25 protein-coding genes are annotated in these 22,761 nt (G+C 65.5%); 21 read left to right on the top strand and 4 right to left on the bottom strand.

The features are described from left to right. The 4 genes from AC30QB_RS17650 to AC30QB_RS17635 all read left to right on the top strand — a co-directional run. A partial coding sequence (locus AC30QB_RS17650; protein ID WP_489547562.1) for a phospholipase D-like domain-containing protein occupies nucleotides 1–631 on the top strand: 631 nt, incomplete at its 5' end. Between the two features lie 161 nt (nucleotides 632–792). Then, complete coding sequence (yghU, locus tag AC30QB_RS17645; protein ID WP_489547561.1) at nucleotides 793–1,665, top strand: glutathione-dependent disulfide-bond oxidoreductase; 873 nt, start codon at nucleotides 793–795, stop codon at nucleotides 1,663–1,665. Continuing rightward, complete coding sequence (locus AC30QB_RS17640) at nucleotides 1,662–2,294, top strand: glutathione S-transferase family protein (RefSeq protein WP_489547560.1); 633 nt, start codon at nucleotides 1,662–1,664, stop codon at nucleotides 2,292–2,294. Before yghU ends, AC30QB_RS17640 begins: the two co-directional genes overlap by 4 nt. 79 nt (nucleotides 2,295–2,373) lie before the next feature. Next, complete coding sequence (locus tag AC30QB_RS17635; RefSeq protein ID WP_489547559.1) at nucleotides 2,374–4,008, top strand: Vgb family protein; 1,635 nt, start codon at nucleotides 2,374–2,376, stop codon at nucleotides 4,006–4,008. 80 nt (nucleotides 4,009–4,088) lie between these two features. Here AC30QB_RS17635 and AC30QB_RS17630 read toward each other — a convergent pair whose 3' ends face one another. The 3 genes from AC30QB_RS17630 to AC30QB_RS17620 all read right to left on the bottom strand — a co-directional run bounded on the left by AC30QB_RS17630 (nucleotide 4,089) and on the right by AC30QB_RS17620 (nucleotide 5,751). Beyond that, the gene (locus tag AC30QB_RS17630) at nucleotides 4,089–4,493 is read right to left on the bottom strand and encodes an LIC_13387 family protein (RefSeq protein WP_489547558.1); all 405 of its coding nucleotides are present in this window, start codon (nucleotides 4,491–4,493) and stop codon (nucleotides 4,089–4,091) included. Nucleotides 4,494–4,648: 155 nt separating this feature from the next. Next, nucleotides 4,649–5,266 (bottom strand): hypothetical protein, encoded by a 618-nt coding sequence (locus AC30QB_RS17625; RefSeq protein WP_489547557.1) that lies wholly within the window; start codon nucleotides 5,264–5,266, stop codon nucleotides 4,649–4,651. A 119-nt stretch (nucleotides 5,267–5,385) separates the two neighbouring features. Beyond that, entirely contained in the window at nucleotides 5,386–5,751 is a 366-nt protein-coding gene (locus tag AC30QB_RS17620; protein WP_489547556.1) for a DUF6463 family protein, read from the bottom strand. Between the two features lie 81 nt (nucleotides 5,752–5,832). Here AC30QB_RS17620 and AC30QB_RS17615 point away from each other — a divergent pair, with 81 nt between their 5' ends. Continuing rightward, nucleotides 5,833–6,405: a TetR/AcrR family transcriptional regulator gene (locus tag AC30QB_RS17615; RefSeq protein WP_489547555.1), complete on the top strand. Its 573-nt coding sequence runs from the start codon at nucleotides 5,833–5,835 to the stop codon at nucleotides 6,403–6,405. A gap of 43 nt (nucleotides 6,406–6,448) precedes the next feature. Here AC30QB_RS17615 and AC30QB_RS17610 read toward each other — a convergent pair whose 3' ends face one another. Beyond that, a complete protein-coding gene (locus AC30QB_RS17610) occupies nucleotides 6,449–9,196 on the bottom strand; it encodes a serine/threonine-protein kinase (protein ID WP_489547554.1) in 2,748 nt (915 codons plus the stop codon). 531 nt (nucleotides 9,197–9,727) lie between these two features. Between AC30QB_RS17610 and AC30QB_RS17605 the strand changes: the two genes are divergently transcribed. From AC30QB_RS17605 to AC30QB_RS17530, 16 genes are all read left to right on the top strand, one after another. Further along, entirely contained in the window at nucleotides 9,728–10,270 is a 543-nt protein-coding gene (locus AC30QB_RS17605; RefSeq protein ID WP_489547553.1) for an ECF-type sigma factor, read from the top strand. A gap of 358 nt (nucleotides 10,271–10,628) precedes the next feature. Then, the gene (locus AC30QB_RS17600; protein ID WP_489547552.1) at nucleotides 10,629–10,889 is read left to right on the top strand and encodes a flagellar biosynthetic protein FliQ; all 261 of its coding nucleotides are present in this window, start codon (nucleotides 10,629–10,631) and stop codon (nucleotides 10,887–10,889) included. Between the two features lie 8 nt (nucleotides 10,890–10,897). Further along, on the top strand, nucleotides 10,898–11,686 hold the full coding sequence (locus AC30QB_RS17595; RefSeq protein WP_489547551.1) for a flagellar biosynthetic protein FliR: 789 nt from the start codon (nucleotides 10,898–10,900) through the stop codon (nucleotides 11,684–11,686). Continuing rightward, a complete protein-coding gene (locus AC30QB_RS17590) occupies nucleotides 11,686–12,789 on the top strand; it encodes an EscU/YscU/HrcU family type III secretion system export apparatus switch protein (protein ID WP_489547550.1) in 1,104 nt (367 codons plus the stop codon). Before AC30QB_RS17595 ends, AC30QB_RS17590 begins: the two co-directional genes overlap by 1 nt. Then, on the top strand, nucleotides 12,786–14,879 hold the full coding sequence (locus tag AC30QB_RS17585) for a flagellar biosynthesis protein FlhA (RefSeq protein ID WP_489547549.1): 2,094 nt from the start codon (nucleotides 12,786–12,788) through the stop codon (nucleotides 14,877–14,879). Before AC30QB_RS17590 ends, AC30QB_RS17585 begins: the two co-directional genes overlap by 4 nt. Beyond that, on the top strand, nucleotides 14,876–15,625 hold the full coding sequence (locus tag AC30QB_RS17580; RefSeq protein ID WP_489547548.1) for a flagellar hook-basal body protein: 750 nt from the start codon (nucleotides 14,876–14,878) through the stop codon (nucleotides 15,623–15,625). The genes AC30QB_RS17585 and AC30QB_RS17580 overlap by 4 nt, the downstream gene beginning before the upstream one ends. A gap of 5 nt (nucleotides 15,626–15,630) precedes the next feature. Then, nucleotides 15,631–16,395 carry a flagellar hook-basal body protein gene (locus AC30QB_RS17575; protein ID WP_489547547.1) on the top strand — a complete coding sequence of 255 codons (765 nt, stop codon included), beginning with the start codon at nucleotides 15,631–15,633 and terminating at the stop codon, nucleotides 16,393–16,395. Between the two features lie 44 nt (nucleotides 16,396–16,439). Next, complete coding sequence (gene flgA / locus AC30QB_RS17570) at nucleotides 16,440–17,150, top strand: flagellar basal body P-ring formation chaperone FlgA (RefSeq protein ID WP_489547546.1); 711 nt, start codon at nucleotides 16,440–16,442, stop codon at nucleotides 17,148–17,150. A 92-nt stretch (nucleotides 17,151–17,242) separates the two neighbouring features. Next, a complete protein-coding gene (locus AC30QB_RS17565; protein ID WP_489547545.1) occupies nucleotides 17,243–17,749 on the top strand; it encodes a flagellar basal body L-ring protein FlgH in 507 nt (168 codons plus the stop codon). A 2-nt stretch (nucleotides 17,750–17,751) separates the two neighbouring features. Beyond that, a complete protein-coding gene (locus AC30QB_RS17560) occupies nucleotides 17,752–18,891 on the top strand; it encodes a flagellar basal body P-ring protein FlgI (protein ID WP_489547544.1) in 1,140 nt (379 codons plus the stop codon). A gap of 26 nt (nucleotides 18,892–18,917) precedes the next feature. After that, a complete protein-coding gene (locus AC30QB_RS17555; protein ID WP_489547543.1) occupies nucleotides 18,918–19,238 on the top strand; it encodes a flagellar basal body rod protein FlgB in 321 nt (106 codons plus the stop codon). 2 nt (nucleotides 19,239–19,240) lie between these two features. Continuing rightward, nucleotides 19,241–19,672 (top strand): flagellar basal body rod protein FlgC, encoded by a 432-nt coding sequence (locus AC30QB_RS17550; RefSeq protein WP_489547542.1) that lies wholly within the window; start codon nucleotides 19,241–19,243, stop codon nucleotides 19,670–19,672. Then, the gene (fliE, locus tag AC30QB_RS17545) at nucleotides 19,672–19,995 is read left to right on the top strand and encodes a flagellar hook-basal body complex protein FliE (protein ID WP_489547541.1); all 324 of its coding nucleotides are present in this window, start codon (nucleotides 19,672–19,674) and stop codon (nucleotides 19,993–19,995) included. Before AC30QB_RS17550 ends, fliE begins: the two co-directional genes overlap by 1 nt. Nucleotides 19,996–20,002: 7 nt before the next feature. Continuing rightward, nucleotides 20,003–21,439: a flagellar basal-body MS-ring/collar protein FliF gene (gene fliF, locus AC30QB_RS17540; RefSeq protein WP_489547540.1), complete on the top strand. Its 1,437-nt coding sequence runs from the start codon at nucleotides 20,003–20,005 to the stop codon at nucleotides 21,437–21,439. Beyond that, nucleotides 21,426–22,004, top strand: a complete 579-nt coding sequence (locus AC30QB_RS17535; RefSeq protein ID WP_489547539.1) for a hypothetical protein — start codon at nucleotides 21,426–21,428, stop codon at nucleotides 22,002–22,004. The genes fliF and AC30QB_RS17535 overlap by 14 nt, the downstream gene beginning before the upstream one ends. Then, nucleotides 21,992–22,759 (top strand): FliH/SctL family protein, encoded by a 768-nt coding sequence (locus AC30QB_RS17530; protein ID WP_489547538.1) that lies wholly within the window; start codon nucleotides 21,992–21,994, stop codon nucleotides 22,757–22,759. The genes AC30QB_RS17535 and AC30QB_RS17530 overlap by 13 nt, the downstream gene beginning before the upstream one ends. Nucleotides 22,760–22,761 lie beyond the last annotated feature (2 nt).

The raw sequence follows: 22,761 nt of genomic DNA, 5'->3' as shown, positions 1-22,761 counted from the left end.
CGACGAAGACTTCGCCAGTTTTGCCGGTCCAGTTTTCGTCGGTGACGATGTATTCCCTGCGCTCCAGCCGGCCGGCGAGGTGTCGATCCACGCCGCCTACCTCAAACCCGAGGGCTCGGCGCCTGCGGTGAAGCTACTGCACCACGCTGCCATCTGCATGGCGCGCAAGAGCATACGTATTCAGAACCCGTACTTCATTCCCGAGCCTGAGGCGATCGATGCCTTCGGCCGGGCGGTGGCGCGCGGGGTCGACGTGCGAGTGATGATGCCCTCGACCGGCGGCTCGGACAACCCGATGGTTCAGCACGCCGGGCACCGCAACTTCGAGAAGTTGCTGCGCTGCGGCGTGCGCCTCTTTGAGTACCCGCACACGCTGTTGCACCAGAAGGTGATGACGATCGACGGCGTGTGGAGCGCCATCGGTTCAAGCAACTTTGATGACCGGTCGTTCGAGACGAACGACGAGATCGTGCTGGGGATCTGCGACACGGCCACCGCGGCACGGCTCGACGCGGTGTTCGACAAGTACGCACCGCATTGCACCGAGATCAAGCTTGAGGCCTGGCGCAAGCGCGGGCTGTGGCACAAGTTGAAAGACAACGCCTACTACATGCTCAACGAACTGATGTGAATCCAGCCGAGCCATTTACTGCGCAGGTGTGCTGAGCGCCGGAGAAGTGGACGCGATCGCGCAGCAGGCGCGAGCCTCGCGTAGAGCTCCGCCAAGTCCGTACACTCATTCGCAGCGGGCGCGCTCGTCGCGCCCATCGTCCACTACACGGAGTTCACTGCATGACCGATTCTTCCGGCTTCACGCCACCGACCGTCTGGACCTGGAAGACCGAGAACGGCGGTCGCTTCGCGAACATCAACCGCCCGACCGCCGGGGCGACGCACGACAAAGACTTGCCGGTAGGGCGGCATCCGATGCAGCTCTATTCGCTGGCCACGCCGAACGGCGTTAAGGTCACGATCATGCTGGAGGAGTTGCTCGCGCTGGGTCATGCCGGTGCCGAGTACGACGCGTGGTTGGTGCCGATCAACGCAGGCGCGCAGTTCAGCAGCGGCTTCGTCGCCGTCAACCCCAACTCCAAGATCCCTGCGCTGTCGGACCACAGCGGGCCGACGCCGGTGCGCGTGTTCGAGTCTGGCGCGATCCTGATCCATCTGGCGGAGAAGTTCGGCGAGTTTCTGCCCACGCTTGGGGTGGAGCGTGCCGAATGCCTGTCGTGGCTGTTCTGGCAGATGGGCAGCGCGCCGTTTCTCGGGGGTGGCTTCGGGCACTTCTTTGCGTATGCGCCGATCAAGATCGAATACGCAATCGACCGCTATGCCATGGAGGTCAAGCGCCAGCTCGATGTGCTCGATCGCCGGCTCGGCGAAGCGCAGTACCTCGCAGGCGACCACTACACGATCGCAGACATGGCGATCTGGCCGTGGTACGGCACGCTCGTGAAAGGCCAGCTCTACGAAGCGGGCGAGTTCCTGCAGGTTCAGGACTACAAAAACGTGCTGCGCTGGACCGACGAGATCGCCAAGCGCCCCGCAGCGCAGCGCGGCCGCATGGTCAACCGCACCTGGGGTCAACCGTCCAGCCAGCTGCATGAGCGCCACGAGGCGAGCGACTTCGACACCAAGACCCAAGACAAGCTCAGCGCACCATGATCACTCTTTATGACTGCGCCACCGCACCGAGCCCGCGCCGCGCGCGCATCCTGCTCGCCGAGAAAGGCGTAGCGCATGAGACGGTACTGATCGACTTGCGCACCGGCGAGCAACTCGGCGAGGCCTATCGCCAGATCAACCCGCAGTGCACTGTGCCTGCATTGCGCACCGAAGACGAGCTGCTGCTGACCGACAACGCGGCGATCACCGCATGGGTCGAGGCGCAGTTCCCGCAACCACCGCTGCTGGGCAGCACGCCGCGCGACAAGGCCGAGATCGCGAGCTGGCAATGGCGTGTCGAATTCGAAGGCTTGCTGTCGATCGCCGAGGCCCTGCGCAACGGCTCGCCAGCGATGGCCAATCGCGCGCTGCCGGGGCCGGTCGACTACGCGCAGATTCCCGAGCTGGCGCAGCGTGGCGTCGCGCGGGTACAGCAATTCTTCGCCACGCTGAACGAGCGGCTCGCGCAGCGCGAGTTCATTGCGGCCGATCAGTTCAGCATTGCTGACATCACCGCCGTCGTGGCCGTCGACTTCGCACGCGTCGTGAAGGTCAAGCCCGGCGAGGCGCACCCACACCTGCAGCGCTGGCGCGCGGCGATGGCGCTGCGGCCATCGATGTCACTCTAAATCGGTGGTGCCCTGCTGGCGACGATCCCGCGCGAGGCCTAGACTGCATCCTCGCCCAAAACAAATATCGGAGACGAGCATGAACCTGTTCATTCGTAGTGGCATTGTGGTTGCTGCCTTAGCACTCGGCGCCTGCGCATCGTCTCCCACGCGGCCAACCGCATGGGCAGCCCCCGAGCCGCTGGTCGCTCCCTCGTCGTTCGCCGGCGTGCACGGCCTGGCGGTCGACGCGAAGGGCCGGCTGCTGGCCGGCAGCGTGCTGGGCTCATCGATCTGGGAAGTCGATCGCACGACCGGCGCCGCCAAGGTCTTCATCGCCGCACCGGAAGGCCAGGCCGACGACATCGCGGTCGGCCCCAAGGGCGAGCTGGCGTGGACCAACTACCTGGTGGGCGCGCTGCGCTACCGCGAGAGCGACACGGCGCCGATGAAGGTGCTCGCCAGGGACCTGCCGGGCCTGAATTCGCTCGACTTCGACCGCCGCAACGGCAAGCTGTACGCGTCGCAGGTCTTCCTCGGCGACGCGCTCTGGGAGATCGACGTTGCCGGTACCAAACCGCCGCGCCTGATCGCGAAGGATCTGGGCGGCCTCAATGGTTTCGAGGTCGGCCTCGACGGCATGATCTACGGCCCGCTGTGGTTCAAGGGCCAGCTCGTGAAGGTCAACCCCGAGAACGGCGCGATCACGGTGCTCAACAGCGAGTTCAAGATCCCGGCCGCGGCCAACCTCGACGGCAAAGGCAACCTGTGGGCGGTCGACACCGCCACCGGCGAGCTGAGCAAGGTCGAGCTGGCCACCGGCAAGAAGACGGTGATGAAGCAGCTCAAGCCCTCGCTCGACAACCTCGCGATCGCACCCGACAGCACGATCTACGTGTCGAACATGGCGAACAACCAGGTCGAGGCCTACAACCCCGCGACCGACACGGTGCGCACACTCACCAGCGGCAGGGTCGCCGTGCCAGCCGGCCTGAAGATTGACGGCAACTCATTGTGGGTGGCCGACGTCTTCGGCTTCCGCGAGGTCAACGTGACGAACGCAGAAACGACTGACGTGTTTCGCATGCACGCGACCGACTCGCACATGGAATACCCGTTCGGCATAGGCATTTCTTCACGCTCGTTCGCGCTGTCGTCGTGGTTCACCGGCACGGTGCAGATCATCGACCGCGCGACGAAGAAGACCACCGCGATGATCCACGGGTTGAAGGCGCCGTATGACGCGATCCCGATGGAAGACGGCAGCGTGATCTACGCCGAGATCGCCACCGGCACCATCACGCGCGCCAGCGGCACTGACTACAAAACGACCACGGTCGTGGCCAATGGCCTGGGCGGTCCGGTGCAGATGATCCTCGGCCGCGACGGCGCGCTCTACGTGACCGAGGCCGCAGGCAAGCTGACGCGCATCGATCTGGCGGACGGCAAGAAGACCGAGATCGCCAGCGGCCTCGCGCTGCCCGAAGGCGTGGCGCAAACACCGTGGGGCAGCTTCATCGTCGCCGAGGCAGCGGCCGCGAAGCTGACCGAGATCGATCCGGCGACGGGCGCGAAGCGCACCGTGGCCGAGAACCTGCCGATCGGCCTGGCGCCCGGCGCGCCCGGCTTCCCGCCGCCGAACGTGCCGACCGGCGTGGCAGTGGGTGCGGACGGCAGCATCTACTTCAGCGCGGACAAGAACAACGCGATCTACCGGATTCGGCCGCAGCGCTGACCATTTCGGTCGGACGACGCATTTGCGCCATCGCGACATCGATGGATGGCTCGCCGCGCGCGGCGTCATGGCGTGCCATCTCATCGGCAGGCGACAGACAGTGCCAGCAAACCCAGCGCCACGACGAAACAATTTCTGGGCACGCTGAACCAAAACCGGTGCGCCAGGTAGATGTAGACGACCGGTACCAGCAGCAACCCCAGATTCAAGATGTTGGAGGACTGCAAGTAGCCGGGGTTTTCGAGCGCGAGCGTGGCGTAAAACCCACCGAAGAGGATCAGCCCCAGACTGTGGCTCAGATGGAAGCCCTTGATGCCATTCCACAGATTGCCGGTGGTGGACAGGCCCGCTTTGCCGCTCTTGAGTTGCGTCAGCAGGTTCGGGTCGCGGGGCTCAAACTTCGTGCTGAACAGCATCAAGGCGGCATGTCCAATACCAAGAATGACAAATATGGAGCAGCCGAGTAGCAACAGTGCAGTTTCCATTTTCAATGTGTCCCAGGGTTGGTGGTGCGCACGTGCGCGAAAAGCCTTCAGCAGCTAGGTCAGGCCCTGGTGGGCGCGGTTGGACACCAAGACGGGGGAACGTTCATCCTGACCCGGGATGGCTTCAACTTCGCAGTGCACGCCGCGGACACGTCTCACCGGGCGCCGTAAGTGGCCGTGTAAGCCGCGGGGATGCTCACTGCCTGGATCTTGCCCGCCAGAGACAGAGTGATGGCGAGAGCTGACACGGAACCGAGAACCAGCGCCATGGCGAGGCCGCGTGTTGCGCCGGCGGGAGCGGACTGACGCAACTGCCAATAGATCGCGCAGCCGATGTGGGCGAAGAGTGCCATCACCGCCAGGGTGTAGTAAGGGGCAAAGAACCACTCATAAGGCGGAACATAAAACCCTGCGGCGGCGAAATAGAAGTTCGTGTCCAGGCCCAGCGCAGAGCGCCCAAAGATCACCGCGCCCACATGGACGACCAAAAAAAACGCGATGTACGCACCAGACAGAGCCTGAAGCCAGGCCACCCGCCCGACTCTGGTTGACCACCCGCGCAAGAGCAGCCACAGCCCGGAAGTCACCTGGAAGGCCACGCAGAACAGTAGCAATGACTCGACGACCGGATGTCGATACACGCCTCGAAGCGAAGACATGACCGCAACATGGGTGGCCACGCTGTGCAGCGCTGTCAGGTGGTTGGCGATGTGGAAGAAGGCATACGCGCCAACGACCAGGGCCGAGACACGATGAAGGGAACGAAGTTGCATGGCGGTGGGCTGGGTTGGTCAGCGACTTGTCTGCGCGTTGGGCCCTGAGTGCGGCTGCTTGCGGTTTGTGGCGAACACTGCCGGCCGCGTGCCCATGCCTGGCAAGTCTTTCCATTCAATCACCACGGCAGCCAGCCCCGACCAGCACCGACAAACACCAAGGCGATCGGCAACACACTCCAAAGGGGTGACTTCGGGAAGGCCAGTACACCCACCACCCCAGCGGCCAGCAGGTAGCCGCCGATGGTGCGGACAAGCCCCAGGTCGCCTCGATCTATCGCCTGCAGCGACACCTGACCCAGCAGCGTCAAAAACGGGCCGAAGAGGATGAACCAGAATGCCAGGCGGCGCGTGTCGCTGTGCATGAAGCGCCCCACAAAGCCTTCGGCCACGGCCTCCAGCAGCGGTGCGCGATACCGAATGATGCCGAAGATGACGTGCAGCACTCCGGCGATCAGCAAGGTTCGGGCGGCGATCAACAGCATAAGAAATCTCCATACCAATGGGTATGGATATACTATTTCGACATTCAATGTTCGTCAATACCGATGGGTACGGAAATCCGCATGATTGAAAGACTGGACCGCCAAAGCTGGCTGGATGCGGGTCTGTTGCGGCTGGCCACGCATGGCCCGGAAGGGTTGGGCGTCAGCGCCATTGCGAAACAACTGGGTGTCACCAAGGGCAGCTTCTACTGGCACTTCAAAAGCCAGGGCGAATACCTGACGGCGCTGCTGGAAGAGTGGGAACGCAGCCGCACACAATTGATCATCGAGCACGTCGAACAACTGGCCAGCACGCCTGCGGACAAGTTGCGCCGGCTGCTGGCGCTGACCTTGAGCGCCGACCCGCGGATGACGCTGGCGGTGCGGTCTTGGGCGCTCAGCGACGTGCTGGCCGGCCAGGTCATCGGTCGCGTCGACAAGAAACGCCTGACCTATGCCACGGGCCTGATCGAAGCCCTGGGTTGGCCACCTGCAGACGCGGCGACCTTGGCACGCTGGAACTATTGCGCCTTGATCGGCTACTTCAACCTGCAAGGCAAGGCTCTGAGTGAAGCACAAATCGAGCTGATCCTGAGCATGCTGCTCAACCCACCGCAGGCGCGCAGCAAAGGTGCAGACCGGGCGCGTCAATAGGCTCGGGTTCGCGGCGCAATCATTTCGTTGCTCACCGCGTTGCTCACTTCGGCATGCCCAAAAGCTGGCGGATTTCCAGGGTGGCAGGAGCCGAATCACCGACGCTTGCCTGCAACTCGGTCAGCGCTGCGCGCCAAGATGCCTGTGCCGCAGCGCCATCGCCCCGCGCACGCTGCACCATGCCTTGCGCGACCAGGGCACTGCCCATCCACTCGCTGTGGTTGAAGCCGGCCTTCGCTTCTCGAGCTTGCGTGACGGCGCGACCTGCATGCGCCTCGGCGGCGTCGAGCTCGCCCAGTTGCAGCTCGGTGCGGGCCAGCAAGGTCAGCGCCCGGATGCCGATGCGATTCCTGTCGGCAGCGGCATCGAAGATGGCGACGGCGCGCACCAGCCCTGCGCGGGCACGCTGCAGGTCCAGGTGTGCCAACGCCAGTTGTGCCTGTGTCGTTTCAAGCGTGCCGAAGGTCGAGTGCCCGGGTGGCAAGATGGCCGTCAACTCGGATCGGGCCATGGACAGCAACTCTTCGCAACGAGCGAGCGCGTTGGTGAAGCACCAGGCGCGCGCACCTTGCGCCATGACCGTCGCGCCGGTGCGCTTGTCGCCACGCGCTTTCGATTCGGCGAGGGCGTGCTCGATCAGGGGGATGGCTTCCGGGGAACGGCCCATCTCGATCAACCTGTTGGCGTAGTTGCCTTCAAGTGCAGGCTCTGCGCCACCGAATCCGCGGCCGATCTCGAACGCGTGTCGGTAGGCGTCGACCGCGCCCAGCGTCTGGCCCGCTCTGGACAGCGCCACGCCAACGTTGTTGTACAGCCCGATGGCTTGCCGCGTTTGTCCGCGGCCCATCGCCTCCAGCTCGCTGATGGCAAGGCGGTACTCCTGAACGGAATCGGCCGAGCGGCCCAACTTTGCAAGCGAATCGGCCAGCGTCGCACGCGTCACGATCAACTGGGTGCGCGGCGCGCGAGCGTAGGTTCTCAAAAGCTCCATCGCGGCCTGTGCATCGGTCAATCCGGCCTTGGCATCGCCCCTCAAATTGGCGACCTCGCTGCGGCTTTGAAGGCATTGGGCGAGCGTGCCCTGGTCGGCGTCTGGTGCCGTTCGCAAGCTTGCGATGGCGCTGTCGAACAGTGGGCGCGCCAGCTCTTCTTCGCCAGCGTGGCCGTGCTCGGACGCAATCTGGCACTCGATTTCGGCTTTCAGCGAGATGTCGGGTGCATCGCGCGCGTCGCTGCGAGCACGCAAAAGAAGCGCCTGCCCCTTCGCGCGATAGTTGGCCTGTGCAAAGAGGTTTCCAACGATCAGCTCGAGATGCGCACGCTGCGCCGGGTCGTCGACAAACTGCTTCTCCAGCATCGGTTCGGCTCGCGCCAGCAGCTCGGCCGTCGTGAGCGGCTTGTCGTAGCCCTCTTCCAGCAGGAAGTTGATGAATTCGCTGCTCGACTGCGCGTAGGCCAGCGAGCGCAGTGCGTGGTCGCGCTCTTGTTGCGCCCGAAGCGCCGAGGCCTGCGCGCGTTGCGCCTGCGTGATGGTGCCGATCAAGCCGGCGGTGACCGCGAGCATGACGATCGCCGCCGCCGCCACCAAGCCGCGGCGGCGGCGCACGAACTTGGCACAGCGGTAGGCCAGAGAATCCGCTCGCGCACTCACGGGTTCGTTGGCACGGTAGCGGCGCAAGTCTTCCGCCAGGGCCGCGACGGTTTGATAGCGCTCTGACGGGATCTTGCGCAGCGTGCGCATCACGATGTTTTCCAGGTCGCCTTGGAGCTGGCGGCGCAGGCGCGGCAACGTCGTGTTGCGGTCCAGTGCCACCTGGGCCATCGCAGGCGCATCGTCCGATCGCGGCAGGGTCAGCGCGGTGGCCATGCGCAGCGGGTCGGTGTCCAAGGTGGCACGCATTACCTCGGCGGGCAAGGTGACGTCGTTGGCAGTCGGGTGCCGCCCCGTCAGCAGTTGGTACAAAAGCACACCCAGCGAATAGACGTCAGTGGCGGTCGTGACGGGTGTGCCCTGCAACTGCTCTGGTGCGGCGTACTCGGGCGTCAGCGCACGCTGGCCTTCGGCGGTGACGGGCGAGGCCTCGGGCTGGTCTTGCAGCAGCTTGGCAATGCCGAAGTCCAGCAGCTTGACGCCGCCCCCTGCGGTCACCAGGATGTTGGTGGGTTTGATGTCGCGATGGATCACGAGGTGGCTGTGCGCATGCGCCACCGCAGCCAGAACATCGTCGAACAGTGCCAGGCGTTGCTCCACGCTCAGCCGCCGCAAGCTGCAATGGTGGTCGATGCGCTCGCCGTCCACCAACTCGAGCACCAGATAGGGTTGCCCTGCGGTGGTCACGCCGGCGTCCAGCAGCCTGGCGATGTTGGGGTGGGTCAGCCGCGCCAGAATCGCGCCTTCGTGCTCGAACCTCACCGCACCCATGCGCCCCATCAAGGACAGGTGCAGCAGCTTGATCGCCACGGCGCCCTCGAAGCGGCCATCAGCGCGCCGCGCGCGCCAGACGCTGCCGGTGCCGCCCTGGCCCAGCGCAGCCTCAATGATGTAGGCACCGATCTGCTCGCCAACCAGCGCGCCTGGTGCCGCGTCGTCAGCGTGCGCAGCGATGGCAAGAAAGCTGGCCTGCTCGGCGCGGCTTGACGCGTTCAGCAGGGTGTCGAGCTCATCGGCCATGGATGCGTCAAGCGCACGCAGTTGCGCCAGCCGGTGTTGGCGCTGGTCCGCTTCAAGGTCCAGCAACTCGTCGAGCAAAGGGCTGAGCTGCTGCCAGCGCTGGCGATCCGGTAGGGTCATCTGGGGCTCTCCTCGTGAACGGGTCAAGCGGAAACAGTTCGTAAGTCAATGTCGGGCACGGCCAGGCCATTCCGATACGTCCCCATGGGCTGCGTGCAGAAACTTAGCCTTTTCTGTCCTGTATGGAACGACTGCCACGAAGGCAGCGCGCGACAAACGATGGACTCGCGAGCAAACGTCAGCGACGCTGAGATGGGCGTTGGAGCGGACAAGTTCGAATAATCGAGTCTCATTGCGCGAAGCCTTCGGACTGGCGCGCGGCAAATGTAACGGCGCATGCGGCCTTGCGTCCGGGGGGCCGGCAACTCCGTAAGTAGGGATCTCGGTACATCGCTGAGCTCGGTCGACACTTGCCACGGAGAACCCCATGCAGCGATTTGTTCTGGCCTCATTTCCTCTGATCCTTGCTGCAGCCTGCAGCAGCCTACCCCCTGTTGTTGAATTGCCGGTCCCCGAACTGCCACGTCTCGCTCGGGAGCAGGTCGCGTGAACCCGATGCCCATACCTTCACACACAGCGCAGAATTGCATCGTGAACACCCCCGAGTTTCCGCCTGAGACGCCCAAAGCAGACGCCGATGCGCTGTTCACGACCCTCTACGCCGATCTGTGCCGCCTGGCACGTCGAGAAGTGCGGCGCAATGGCGCCCAAGAGATTCTGAGCACGAGCACGCTGGTGCATGAGGCCTGGATCGACATCAGCCGGCGGCCGTCACTCGCGTTCGAAGGCAACGGCAGGTTCCTCGCGTACGCAGCGCGCACGATGCGCGGCCTGGTGATCGATCGCATACGGGCCAAGCATTCGCAGAAGCGCGGCGGGGGCCTGGTCATCACCTCGCTCGACACGCACAACGCAGACCAGGTCATTCAGCCCGAGTTTCTTCAAGGCATCACCGAGGCCCTGGACGAGTTGTCCAACCTGGAGCCCGAGCTCGCGCATGTGGTCGACCTGAAATTCTTCTGCGGTTTCACACTGGCCGAAGTGGCGACCATGCAGGGTGTCTCCGAGCGCACCGTGCAGCGCCAGTGGGAAAAAGCCCGCTTGTTGCTGTACCGCGCACTCAACGAGGCTTGAGCACCAACGCCTGACTTGGCAAATGGGGCGCGGCCACCCGCGGTCCCTCCGCTCCACGCCCCCGCGCGAACCTTTTTTTCAGCACGCACCCCGCCCGATGTCGGGGATCGGCTTCGAATTGCGATCTCCTTGACTGAGGGGCGACACCCGCGAAGCCGCGGATGCCGCTGCCCATGCTCCACACCGGCAATTTTCATAACGCGTGCGCCTTCGGGCTGCGCGCGCGAGGGGTTTTTTTGTCTGCAGAACGAATCACTGCCAGCACATGTCGGCCTGTTCGATCGCCGCTGAGCGCCTTGCTTGCCCCGTGCAAAGTTGAAGGCGTGCAGAGCGCGCCTGTTGCGGCAGGGGCAGGGTCGTGAACAGCGAAATGGCCGTCGGCCTGGTGTCCGACCTCCTCAAGCTGGCCTTGGTGCTGAGCCTTCCTTTGTTGGTGGTCATCTTGCTGGTGGGCCTGCTGATCAGCGTGCTGCAGGTGGTCACGCAGGTGCAAGACCCCTCCATCGCCTTCGTGCCCAAGCTTGTTCTGTTCGTCATCGTGCTGGTGTTGCTGGCACCTTGGATGCTCAACCGGCTGACGGCTTTCGGCGTCGCCACGTTTGCACGCCTCGCCCAGTAGGTTGCGCTGTGGAATTCGTCCTGTCCGAGCCCATGGGTCTCGACCTTCTGTTGCCATGGGCGCTGTCGATGGCCTTGCTGACGGTCCGCCTGACCGTGGCCTTGGCGCTGTCACCCGCGCTGTCGGCGTACGGCATTCCGGCCACGGTTCGCATCGCGCTCACCTTCGGGCTGGCGTTGGTGACTTTTATCTACCGCGCACCGGCGCCTGCTGCCGCTGCATGGGCGGCAGACCCGGCGCTGCTGGTGATGCCCGTGCTGGCCGAGGTGTTCATCGGCGCGTGGCTGGGCCTGAGCATGCATGTGGTGTTGGCCGCGTTCTCTCTCGCTGGGCGGCTGATAGATGTGCAGATTGGCTTCGGCATCGGCTCCGTGTTCGATCCGGTCTCGCGCAGCAGCGCCAACGTGCTCGGCTCCCTGGTTGGCCTGCTGGGGGTCACGCTCTTCTTCGTCAGTGATGCGAATCTGGCGCTGGCGCAATTGATCTCGCAGTCGATCGACGTCTTCCCGCTAGGCGAAGTGCCGCTTCTGAATGACCCTATGCGCCCGCTGATCGCCACCGGGTCGATGTTCGCCCTGGGGCTGGCCTTCGCGGCGCCGGTTGCAGCGGCCTTGCTGCTGACGGACCTGGTGGTGGGTGTGGCCTCGCGCAACCTGCCGCAGGTCAACGTGCTGGTGCTTGCCATCCCGATCAAGGTGGTGGTCGGCTATGCAGTGCTTGCGCTTTCCGTGGCCGGGTGGGTGCCCTTGATGTGGCAGGGCCTGGCCCGCATGGTCGACGTGCTCGGGGTGCACTGATGGCTGACCAGGGCGAAGACCTCGACCGCGGCGAGCCGGCAACCGCTTCCAAGCTGGAGAAGGCCCACGAGCGCGGCTCCATCGTTCGCAGCGGCGACCTCACCTTCGCCGTCGTGCTGCTCGCCTGCGTGGCCTGCGTTCACGGCCTGGGTGCCCAGACGTTAGACGGTGTTGCCTTGCTGATTCGCCGTGGCCTGCCCTTCATGGCGCGTGGCGAGCTGACGGGGGCATCGGCGCTGGCCTATGTCGAGATGCTGGCGAGCCACGCACTGAGGGTGGTCTCGCCAGTGGTGTTCACTCTGTGGGTGGCCGCTGTGCTCACCGGGGCGCTGCAGGCCCGCGGTGTGTTCACGGCGGAGCCCCTGAAACCCGACTTCGCACGACTCAATCCAGCGAAGGGCTTCAAGCGCTTCTTCTCGGTCAAGTCACTGCACGATTTGTGGCGCAGCGCCGCCAAGCTCGGCGTCATCATCACAGCCATGGCGGTATGGGGCCAGCATCAGCTGGGCGACCTGTTGCGCCTGCTCGTCTTGCAGCCGCACCCGTTGGCGAACGGCCTGCTGGCCCTGCTCGGTTCGGCGCTTGCGCTGCTGGCGGGACTGATGCTCGTGTTCGCGTTGCTCGACTGGAGCTTTAACCGCTGGGAGTTCATGCGCCAGATGCGCATGTCCAAGCGCGAAATCAAGGACGAGCACAAGGAGCGCGAAGGCGATCCGCGCATCAAGTCACGGCTGCGCGAGCTGCGCAACGAGTGGCTGAAGCGCGCGCGCCAGCTGTCCAAGGTGCGCAGTGCCGACGTGCTGCTGACCAACCCGACCCACTACGCGGTGGCCCTGGAGTACCGGCACGGCGAGATGCCCGCTCCCTTGATCACGGCTCGCGGCACCGGCGAGATGGCCCGGCGCATGCGCGCCGAAGCGCGCCGCCGTTCCGTGCCAGTGGTCGAGAACCCGCCCTTGGCACGCGCCTTGTTTGCCGTGCGTGCTGCCTCACACGAGACGCAGGCCTTCGTGCCCGAAGCGCATTTCGACGAAGTGGCCAGGGTGCTGCGCTGGGTCTACGCGGCACGTGGGTCGGGCCGCACTGAACGAGCGGCAGCATGAACGCGCTCGCACGCATCTTCGGGCGCTACAGCGACCTGGCCCTGATCGCCCTGGTCATGGGCATCCTGCTGGTGCTGTTTGCACCCATCCCTGCGGGCCTGCTCGACTTCCTGATCCTGCTGAACGTTTCGCTCGCGCTGCTCGTGCTGCTGATGACGTTCTATGCGCCGCGGCCGGTGGACTTCTCCACCTTCCCCGCCATCCTGTTGATCGCGACCTTGTTCCGGCTAGCGCTGAACGTGTCGGCGACGCGGCTGATCCTGTCGGAGGCCAACGCCGGTCAGGTGATCGCCGCGGTGGGCACCTATGTGGTCGGCGGCAATTACGTGATCGGCCTGATCGTCTTCCTGATTCTGGTGGTGGTGCAGTACGTGGTCGTCACCAGCGGCGCCCAGCGCGTGTCCGAGGTGGCCGCGCGCTTCACGCTGGACAGCATGCCGGGCCAGCAGATGAGCATCGACGCCGACCTGAACATGGGCTTCATCGACCAGGACGAAGCCAAGCGCCGCCGCAAGATCCTGGAGCGCGAAGCGGCGTTCTACGGCGCGATGGACGGTGCAAGCAAGTTCGTCAAGGGCGACGCCGTCGCCGGCATCATCATCATGCTGATCAACATCATCGGCGGGCTGGTCATCGGCGTGCTGCAGCAAGGCATGCCCTGGGGTGAAGCCTTGCGGCACTTCACGCTGCTGACGATCGGCGACGGCATCGTCACGCAGATCCCGGCGCTGGTGATCTCGGTGGGCACGGGCCTGATCGTCACCCGCTCGGCTTCCGACGGCCAGCTCGGCACCGAGGTGCTGCGCCAGCTGTTCGCGTTTCCGCGCACGCTGGTGGTCCTGGCCTTGATGCTGCTGGGCATTGCCATGATGCCGGGCATGCCGGTGATGCCGCCGCTGGCGATCGCCTTGTTCGTGGGGCTTGCCTTCTACTACAGCCGCCAGGCCAGCGCAAAGAAGGATGAAGCTGCGCCGCCTGCAGAAAAGGACGAGAAGACAGACCCCTACGCGGTCTACGACGTGCAGGCGCTTGAGGTCGAATTGGGCGCTGCGCTGGCTGCGCACGTGGGCGGCACGCAAGGCGTGTTGATCGATCGCGTGGGCTCGTTTCGAACCCAGTTCGCGCAAGAGAGCGGCTTCATCGTTCCCAAGGTCAGCTTTCGCGAGAGCGCGTCACAGCTCGAAGAAGACTATCGGATCTCGGTCTTCGGTGAAACCGTGGCCACGGCGCGCATCCATGTGGGAAGCATCCTTGCCATCCACCCGCACGGTGACCAGTCTCTGGTGCCGGGCATCGAGACACGCGAGCCGAGCTACGGGCTGCCGGCCCTGTGGATAGCAGAAGGCACGCGCGAGGCCGCACGCAAAGCCAAGTACACCTTGGTCGACCCGACCACCGTGCTCTTCACGCACCTGTGCGAGGTGATTCGCCAGCGCACCGCCGAGCTCCTCACCCGCGCAGACACCGAGCGCATGCTGGCACGCGTGCGCGAGATGCAGCCGGGCCTCGTCGAAGAACTCGTGCCCACGCAGCTCGCCCTGAGCGACGTGCAAAAGGTATTGCAGAACCTGTTGCGCGAGAAGGTACCGGTGCGCAATTTGCAAGCCGTCGTTGAAGCCTTGATCGACGGTGTGCGCGGCAGCAAGGACCCCGCCGCCCTCACCGAGCTGGTGCGCCAACGGCTTGCGGTCAGCATCTGCAACAGCCTGAGCACCGACCGCAAAACCTTGCACGTGCTCACGCTGGATCCAATGGTCGAGGAAAGCCTGATCGGCGCCACATCCGCGGCCACCACCGGCGCGGCCGAGCCCTCGCGGCGCACCGATCCACGACTGCTGGACACCGTGCTGATCCGCATCGCCGGTGCGGCAGACAAGATGATCAAGAGCAACCTCGTTCCGGTGATGCTGTGCACGCCGGAACTGAGGCGTCACCTGCGCGCGCTGTGCGAGCGCGCCACGCCCCATTTGCGCGTCATTTCGCTGGCCGAAGTCGCGGCCGGCTTCGAGCTGCGCGCCTTCTCGTCCATCACGCTCGCCGCCGCCACCACCACACCCAACCAGGAGGGCCGCTTCCGGGCCGCACCATGAGTGACATCTTTCAGATCGCAAGCATCGGCATGCTGCAAGGCAGGCAGCGCCTGGAGGCGATCAGCCTCAACGCCGCCAGCGCGTCGCTGCCCGGCTACCGCCGACACATCTCAGTGGGGCGCGCCTTCGATTCGGCCCTGGCTGGCCCTGCTGCAGCATCCGGGGCCGCACCCGCTGCTGCGGGGTCTCCCGCCGCCACCCGCTCGGGCGTGACCGGTGTCGACTTGCGCCCAGGCGCGATGACGCAGACCCACCGCGCACTCGACGTGGCCATTGAAGGCGACGACCTCTTCTTCGCGCTGACCGATGGCACGCAGACCTGGCTCACGCGGGCCGGCACTTTTCATGTCGGCGAGACGGGCTTCTTGGAAGGCGAGCGCGGGCTGCACGTCGTGGGCAGCGAAGGCGACATCCACCTGCCCAGCGTTGAGGTGCAGATCGGCGGCGACGGGCGCATCACCTCCCAGGGCGCGGTGGTGGCAACGCTGCCACTCTTCCGACCGAACGATCGCAGCACCCTGCAGGCCGCGTCGGGCAGCTTGCTCACTGCACCCGACGGCATTCAGCCTGCCGAGTCAGGTGTCGGCCGCGTGCGCTCCGGAATGCTCGAAGCCTCGAACACCGATTCGGCGCGCGAAATGCTCGGTGTGGTCGAGATTTCGCGTCAGTTCGAAAGTCTGTCCCACGTGATCCAAGGCTACGACGAACTGCTCGGTCGTGTGATTGAAAAACTCGGTGAGGTTTGAACATCATGCTGGATGCTTTCTATATTTCTTCGATTGGTCTTCAAGTCCAGACCGAGCAGCTGAACTCGGTGGCGGGCAACCTCGCCAATCTGGGCACACCGGCCTTCAAGCGGCAGTCGCTTGACTTCTCTGCCATCTTGAACCGTGCACCGGCAAGCCGAAGTGCCGACGCGGTGGGCCAGGCCGATGCACGGCCCAACCGCATGCTGCGCGTCGATATGGCGCAGGGCGACCTGCGCGCCACCGGCAGGCCGCTGGACGTGGCCATCGGCGGGGTCGGTTTCGTTGAAGTCGACCTGCCAGGTGGCAGCACGGGCTATTCGCGCGCCGGGGCGCTGCAGGTCAACGCCGAAGGCAACCTGAGCCTGGCCAGCGGCCAGGCACTGAAGGCCGACATCCGCGTTCCAAACGGTGCGACCGACTTGCAGATCCAGGCCGATGGCCGAGTCACTGCGCTGTTGTCCGGTGACCGCTCAGCGACGGTGCTAGGCCAGATTGAGCTTGTGAACTTCAGCAACCCCGAGTCCCTGCAGTACCGAGGGGACGGCATCTTCACCGCACCCGAGGCGGGTGGTGAGCCGATTCGGGCTCGCCCTGGCGAAGAGGGCATGGGCCAGCTGCTCGCCGGCAACCTGGAAGGCTCGAACGTCAACATTGTTGACGAGATGGTGTCGATGATGCTGATTCAGCGCGTCTACGAACTCAACTCGCGAGTCGCACAGGCGGCCGACGAGATGATGGGCATGAGCAACAACCTGAGGCGCGGCTGATGAGCGCGGCCAGGCAGTGTGCGGTGCTTCTGGCGATCGCTGCGATGAACGGCTCTTGGGCGACACAGCGCGGTGGCGTGGGCGCGTCGGGTGCCGAGCCCGATGCCATGCAGTCGCTGCAGCAGCGGCTGCTCTCGCTGGCCGACGAGCGCCTGCGACCGGCCGGGCTGTCTCTGGACAGGGCGCGGGTGTGGCTCATTCTGTCGGGGCCACTGCCGGCTGGCGCCGAGATCGTGGTGCAGCCGCTTTGGCCGGCCGACAAACAAATGCCCGCCCTGCCGCTGCGCTTCGAGCTACGGCCGATGGCTCCGTCGGGCGCTGCGGGCACGCCGGTGCAGGCCACACTGGCCGCGCCGCTGCTGCGTGAGGTTGGGGTCGCAATGCGGCGTCTCACCAAGGGTTCAGCTGCCGGCTGCGCCGATGTCAGTGTCCAGCGGCGCGCGGTGCTGCAGTTGTCGCCCTCTGCCTTGGTGACGCCTTGTGATCTGCCGCCCGGCGCGGTGGCCTTGCGCGACGTTTCGGCGGGCGCCGTGTTGCGCCATACCGACCTGGGGCTGGCGCCCGCCGTCATGGCCGGCTCATCGGTGGACGTGCAGGCACGGGTGCGAGGCGTCAGCGTGGTGACGAGTGCGACCGCACTGGCGGATGCGAAGGTCGGAGACCGCATCGACGTTCGCCTGCAGCGCCCTGCGCGCAGGCTCAGAACGGTGGTCACGGGGCCCGGGTCGGTGCAACTGATGGAGGGGTCGCTGTGAGCGCGCCCGTACGACGTTGCGCCGCGTCACTCATGGCTGTTGGGGTGTTGCTGGTCGGTGTTCCCTGTGCGGCGGCCGACGATGCGAACTCGATGTTCAACGAACAGAACTATCGTTCACTGGTGGCGGAGAGCAAGGCGCAGCGCGTCGGTGACGTGCTGACGGTGGTGGTGCAGGAGTCGGCTTCGGCCACATCGAGCGCTGACCTGAGCAGCCAGCGCAACTTCACCGTCTCGGCACAGGTGGGTTCGTCGCAGGTGGGCACACACAGTGCAACGGCGGGGACCGGCAGCGGCAACGACGGTACCGGGCGCACTCAGCGCAGCGGCCGCTTGCTGGCCCAGCTGTCGGTGCGGGTGATGGACGTGATGCAGAACGGTGACCTGGTCGTGGCGGGTCAGCAGAGTTTGCAGATCAACGGCGAAGAGCAGCTCATCACGCTGAGCGGCCTGGTGCGCCAGCGCGACATCGCCGAGAACAACACCGTGTTGTCCAGCCGCATTGCCGAGGCGCGCATCCGCTTTGATGGCGAAGGTTTCGTCACCGACCAGAGCAAGCCGGGCTGGCTCGGCAAGCTCTTCAACTTCCTGGGGCTGTGACGATGACGACCATGGCCCGCTTTGCCGCTGCTGCTGCCTCGTGGGGTCTGCTGGCTTGTGCGCTCGTCGCGCCGTTGTGCCACGCCGCCAACGGCGCACGCATCAAGGACATCGCCCGCGTGCAGGGCAGCCGCGCCCATGCGCTGGTGGGCTACGGCGTGGTCACGGGGCTGGCCGGCACCGGTGACTCGCTGGGCAACCGCGCCACCAAGCAAACACTGTCAAACCTGCTCGCGCAATTCAACCTGAGCTTGCCGCCTGAAGCCATCACCAGCCGCAACGTCGCGGTGGTGCTGGTCAGCGCCAACCTGCCCAACTTCGTACGCCAGGGCGACGCCATCGACATCACGGTCACGTCAATGGGAGACGCCAAGAGCCTGGTGGGCGGCAACCTGCTGCTGACACCGTTGAAGGGCCCGAACAACCGCACCTACGTGCTGGCCCAGGGCCCGCTCACCGTGGGCGGCTACCGCTACGAGGCCAATGGCACTGTGGGCCAGAAGAACCACCCGACCGTGGCGACCGTGCCAGGCGGCGGCCTGGTCGAAGTGGCGCCACCCGCACCCGAGATCGGGCAACAAGACACGTTTGCCGTATCGCTGCTGGAGCCCGACTACACCAACGCGGCCCGCGTGGCCGATGCGATCAATGTGGCGCTGGGGGCCGGCACGGCGCTGGCACGCGACCCCGATGCCGTGAACGTGCGCATCCCTGAGGCTTATCGCAACCGCTTCGTTGACCTGATGCGCGTGATCGAGTCACTGGAAATCGCCCCCGACTTCCGGGCTCGCGTGGTGGTCAATGAACGCACCGGCACGGTGGTGTCGGGTGCCAACGTGCGCATCTCGCAGGCCGCCATTTCTTATGGCGACCTGCGCATCTCGATCGTGTCGGACAACTCGGTGTCACAGCCAACCCTGCTGCGTGACCCGGGGGACTCGATCCGCACCGAGACGGTGGCCAATTCGCGCATCGACCTGCAAGAACAAAACGGCGCGACTCTCGTGACGGAAGCCGGCGGCACCATCGCCGACCTGGTGCAGGCGCTTGGGCGTCTGCACACCAGCGCGCGCGATGTCGTCTCGGTGCTCAAGGCGCTCAAGGCCGCAGGCGCACTGCATGCCGAGCTGGTCGTGCAATGACTCTTCCATTTTTTCAAGGACTGCCCATGACACCCATCGCCCCCTCCGTGATCGACCAAGTCTCTGCCTCGATGTCGGCCACCAGCCTGCGACACCAGGTCATCGCCGCCAACATCGCTAACCGAGACACGCCGGGCTATCAGCGCATGAAGCTGCAGTTCGAACGCGCGATGGGCACGGCCGACGAGTCGGCCAGCGTGGCCACCGACACATCGGCCTCCAACGTGTCACTGGAGCAAGACCTGGTGGCCTTGTCGTCCAACGCCACGCAATACCAGGCCTTGGCTCGTGTGCTGAGCCGCTATTTCTCGATGGTGTCGACGATCACCACGCAAGGCAGGGCTTGAACATGGATTACTTCAGAACCACCGAGATCAGCGCGGCCGGCATGGCTGCGCAGAAGGCGCGCATCGAAGCCGCGACCCTCAACCTGGCCAACATGAACACCAGCGGCGCACCGGGCACGCCGGGCTACCGGCCGGTCATGGCATTGATCCATGCGGTGTCGACCCCTTTTGCACAGGCACTGCGAGGCGGTACGGGCTCGCTGTTGGCGCCCAAGGCCGAGCTGGTGGCGCAGAACACCGGGCCGGCCCGCATCGTCTACGAGCCCGGTCACCCCCATGCCGACGCGAACGGCATGGTGTCGTACCCGGCGGTCGATTCCACGCAGGAAATGATGACTGTGATGACGGCACTGCGCGCCTACGAAGCAAACCTGGCTGCGCTGCAGGCCACCAAGACACTCGCCGCCCGGGCGCTAGAAATCGGAGCTCAATGATGCAATGGGGAATCGAATCGGTGGCCGCATTGGCAGCCGCGCAGGCGGATGCGTCTTTCGGCGGCAGCACGCAGACAAATGGCTCGGCGGGCACAGCTGCGCCCGACGCCTTCGCCAACCTCATGCAGCGCGAACTGGGCGAGCTCAACAACAGCGTCGGTGCGGCTGAAACTTCCATGCGCGACCTGGCCGCGGGCAAGCCGGTAGAGCTGCACGACGTGATGATCAGCCTGGAACGCGCGCGCATCAGCGTGCAGACTTTCGTGCAGGTGCGCAACAAGCTCGTCGAGTCCTACCAGGACTTGATGCGCATGCAGCTCTGAGCCGGCCATGTGGATGTCTGACTATTGGGGCGCGCTGACGGCGCGCCAACGCACGGGCCTGGGTTTTGGTACCGCGTTGATTCTGGCCGGCCTCATCGGCATGGGCGTGTGGCTGCTGCGCGACCCCTACGTGCCCCTCGCCTCGGGGCTGAGCACCGAGCGGCTGAACGAGCTCGCACAGGAACTCGAGCGCGCCAAGCTCAGCTACCGCATCAACGAGGGTGGCGATTCGGTCGCCGTGGTGCAGTCGCAGCTGGGCAAGGCCCGGGCCGCAGCGGGAGGCGGCCCATTCGGCGTGCCTGCCAGCGTCGGGTTGGAGCTGTTCAAGGAGGCCGATTTCTCCAGCAATGATTTCTCGCAGCGCATCAACTACCAGCGGGCCTTGCAGGGCGAGCTGACGCGAACGATCCAAACCATTGCCGGTGTGCGCAGCGCGCGCGTGCACGTGATCCTGCCTGACGGGGGCTTGTTCAAACGCGCTGCAGCCAAGGCCAGCGCCGCCGTGAGCGTGGCCCTGCAACCGGGCAAGTTGTTGACGCACGCGCAGGTGCGCGGCATCCAGCGCCTGGTGACTGCCTCGGTGCCCGAGATCAAAATCGACGACGTCGTGGTGCTCGACGAATCGGGCACCGGCCTCACAAGGCCGGCTGGCGAAGGCGAAGGTGATCTCTCTTCGGCCCAACTCGACCTCAAGCGCCAGGCCGACCAGTACCTTGAAAGCAAGCTGCAGAAACTGCTGCAAGAGATGGCGCCCCAAGCCACGGCCTCGCTGTCAGTGGACACCGTTCTCGACGAACGGCAGCTGCGCGTCACGACCGAAGAGCCGCTGGCCGCGCGCGGACCGAAAGACGCCGAGCACGCCACCGGTGTGCTGGTCAAAGAGCGCCAGTCGCAGCGCGGCCGCGCAGCCACCCTGGTAAAAACCGGCGACACAGGCGATGCTGAAAGCACCGACTGGGAGTACGAGTACAAGGTCGGGCATCGTCTGGAGCAGACCTTGTCGGCACCCGGGTCGATCAAGCGCGTGAGCGTGGCAGTGGCCGTGCAAGGCGCGCCCGCCGAGCTAACCGCCCCGGCCATCGAGCAGCTGGTCGCTCACGCAGTAGGCATCGACCGTTCGCGCGGCGACTCGGTGGCGGTGGTGTTGCTCCCGACCTTGCAGTCCGTCGGTGCAAATGAGCCTGCATCGCTCATGTCGCGCCGCGCGGAGGTCCACGACGCCGCACAGCGGCAACCCGGCAGCGACAGGTCGTTGGCCAACCTCTGGCTGGCAGTGGCTGCCGCCATCGCGCTGGCCATGGCCGTCGCTGTGTGGTGGATGCGCGAGCGATCTGCCCATGCGAAGAAACGGCAGGCTGGCCCCCATGTTGACGTGGATGTCGACGCCGTGACTGCGAAAGTGCGCCAGTGGTTGAGCGAAGGGGCCGGCCATGGCAGCACCTGAGTCGATGCAGGCGCGCCAAGCCGCGTTGCTGCTGCACGGCCTGCCCACGGCCGCGCGGCGCCAGGTCATTGCCCGGCTCGATCTGACCGAGCGTGCGAAGTTGAGTCCCCTGCTGGCCGAGCTGGCCGAACTGGGCTTGTCGCAGTCGCTCGGCCAACAGCTCCAGCTTCAGCTCGCCATGCCAGCGCAGCCGCACGAGCCAACACCCGCAGCGCGGGCGTTGACCGTGCAAGAGCAGGCCGAGCGACTGACGGCAGACGATGTCTTGCGTGGTCTGCAGCCCTGCGCACCCGCGACGGTCGCCCACCTGCTTCATGCGAGCGCCTGGCCCTGGAAGGCAGACGTGCTGGCCGCCATGCCGCAACCTCTGCGCGGCCATGTGATTGAAGGCCTGCGCAAGGATTCAGCACCGCTGGCGCCCGCGGTGCTGGCGTTCCTTTGCGAGCGCCTTTGCCACCAGGCCGCTCTGATGCCAGCTGCATCGGCCCCGCGCTTGAATCACGCACCGCCTGCCCGCGCAGGGCTGAAAAATCGTCTCGGGAGCTTGACCGCATGGATGCGCTGATTCGATCCATCCAATGGGCGCCGTCTCGCACGCGCCTGAGCGAAAAGCCAGTCACCGGTTCGGCAGCTGACGTAGCAGCGAACGCTGCCGCAGGCCCCTCGCCGGCACTGTCACGGCTGGAGTCACTGAGAGAAGAGATCGGCAAGCAGGTGCGCGCCGAGCTGGCCGGCCACATGCAGGAGCTCTCCAACACCGAGCACGAACGCGCACGCGTGGCAGGCTTTGCTGCCGGCATGGCCGAGGCCAAGGTGGCCGCAGCCAAGGAGCTCGCCCAGGCTTGCGAAAAGCTCAAGGCACAGGCGCATGGCGCGTTGTCGGCCCTGGAGCAGGCTCACCAGGCGGTGCTCACGAGGCTGCAGTCCAACGTGGGTGAAGTGGCCTTCGCAGCGGTGTGCCGGCTGGCGGGTCGCAAAGCGGTGTCGCAGGAGTTTGTGATGGGCGTGGTGGAACACACCTGTGCCCAGCTGCGCTCAGAGGTGGTCGCGACGGTGCGCCTTCACCCGCGCGACGTGAACACGCTGCGCGACCTGCTGCAAGACCAGGAGCTGAGGGTTCGCACCGTGGGCCTGAAGGTGGTCTCCGACGAGTCGCTCGAACTCGGCGGCTGCGTGATCGAGGCGGCTTCTGGCCAGTACGACGGCGGGCTTGAGAGCCAGCTGCGCCGCCTGCACGCGGTGCTGGCCGGGCCCACCACGGGCCAGTCCCATGCCTGGGCGAACCCTGCCGAGCGCCCGTTCAGCCTCAACAAGCTCTGAAC

The sequence above is a fragment of the Rhizobacter sp. genome (assembly GCF_046595475.1).
In the GTDB taxonomy this organism is placed as follows: domain Bacteria; phylum Pseudomonadota; class Gammaproteobacteria; order Burkholderiales; family Burkholderiaceae_C; genus Rhizobacter.
This window is presented reverse-complemented; position numbering and strand designations above follow the sequence as displayed.

Bases quoted from the DNA above. Each gene is read 5' to 3' on its own strand.
- fliF (WP_489547540.1), top strand. From the start codon at position 20,003: ATGTGGATGTCTGACTATTGGGGCGCGCTGACGGCGCGCCAACGCACG.
- AC30QB_RS17590 (WP_489547550.1), top strand. From the start codon at position 11,686: ATGGCTGACCAGGGCGAAGACCTCGACCGCGGCGAGCCGGCAACCGCT.
- AC30QB_RS17560 (WP_489547544.1), top strand. From the start codon at position 17,752: ATGACGACCATGGCCCGCTTTGCCGCTGCTGCTGCCTCGTGGGGTCTG.
- AC30QB_RS17610 (WP_489547554.1), bottom strand. From the start codon at position 9,196: ATGACCCTACCGGATCGCCAGCGCTGGCAGCAGCTCAGCCCTTTGCTC.
- AC30QB_RS17565 (WP_489547545.1), top strand. From the start codon at position 17,243: ATGTTCAACGAACAGAACTATCGTTCACTGGTGGCGGAGAGCAAGGCG.
- AC30QB_RS17550 (WP_489547542.1), top strand. From the start codon at position 19,241: ATGGATTACTTCAGAACCACCGAGATCAGCGCGGCCGGCATGGCTGCG.
- AC30QB_RS17640 (WP_489547560.1), top strand. From the start codon at position 1,662: ATGATCACTCTTTATGACTGCGCCACCGCACCGAGCCCGCGCCGCGCG.
- AC30QB_RS17555 (WP_489547543.1), top strand. From the start codon at position 18,918: ATGACACCCATCGCCCCCTCCGTGATCGACCAAGTCTCTGCCTCGATG.
- AC30QB_RS17630 (WP_489547558.1), bottom strand. From the start codon at position 4,493: ATGGAAACTGCACTGTTGCTACTCGGCTGCTCCATATTTGTCATTCTT.
- yghU (WP_489547561.1), top strand. From the start codon at position 793: ATGACCGATTCTTCCGGCTTCACGCCACCGACCGTCTGGACCTGGAAG.
- flgA (WP_489547546.1), top strand. From the start codon at position 16,440: ATGAACGGCTCTTGGGCGACACAGCGCGGTGGCGTGGGCGCGTCGGGT.
- AC30QB_RS17635 (WP_489547559.1), top strand. From the start codon at position 2,374: ATGAACCTGTTCATTCGTAGTGGCATTGTGGTTGCTGCCTTAGCACTC.
- AC30QB_RS17615 (WP_489547555.1), top strand. From the start codon at position 5,833: ATGATTGAAAGACTGGACCGCCAAAGCTGGCTGGATGCGGGTCTGTTG.
- AC30QB_RS17620 (WP_489547556.1), bottom strand. From the start codon at position 5,751: ATGCTGTTGATCGCCGCCCGAACCTTGCTGATCGCCGGAGTGCTGCAC.
- AC30QB_RS17535 (WP_489547539.1), top strand. From the start codon at position 21,426: ATGGCAGCACCTGAGTCGATGCAGGCGCGCCAAGCCGCGTTGCTGCTG.
- AC30QB_RS17530 (WP_489547538.1), top strand. From the start codon at position 21,992: ATGGATGCGCTGATTCGATCCATCCAATGGGCGCCGTCTCGCACGCGC.
- AC30QB_RS17580 (WP_489547548.1), top strand. From the start codon at position 14,876: ATGAGTGACATCTTTCAGATCGCAAGCATCGGCATGCTGCAAGGCAGG.
- AC30QB_RS17585 (WP_489547549.1), top strand. From the start codon at position 12,786: ATGAACGCGCTCGCACGCATCTTCGGGCGCTACAGCGACCTGGCCCTG.
- AC30QB_RS17575 (WP_489547547.1), top strand. From the start codon at position 15,631: ATGCTGGATGCTTTCTATATTTCTTCGATTGGTCTTCAAGTCCAGACC.
- fliE (WP_489547541.1), top strand. From the start codon at position 19,672: ATGCAATGGGGAATCGAATCGGTGGCCGCATTGGCAGCCGCGCAGGCG.
- AC30QB_RS17625 (WP_489547557.1), bottom strand. From the start codon at position 5,266: ATGCAACTTCGTTCCCTTCATCGTGTCTCGGCCCTGGTCGTTGGCGCG.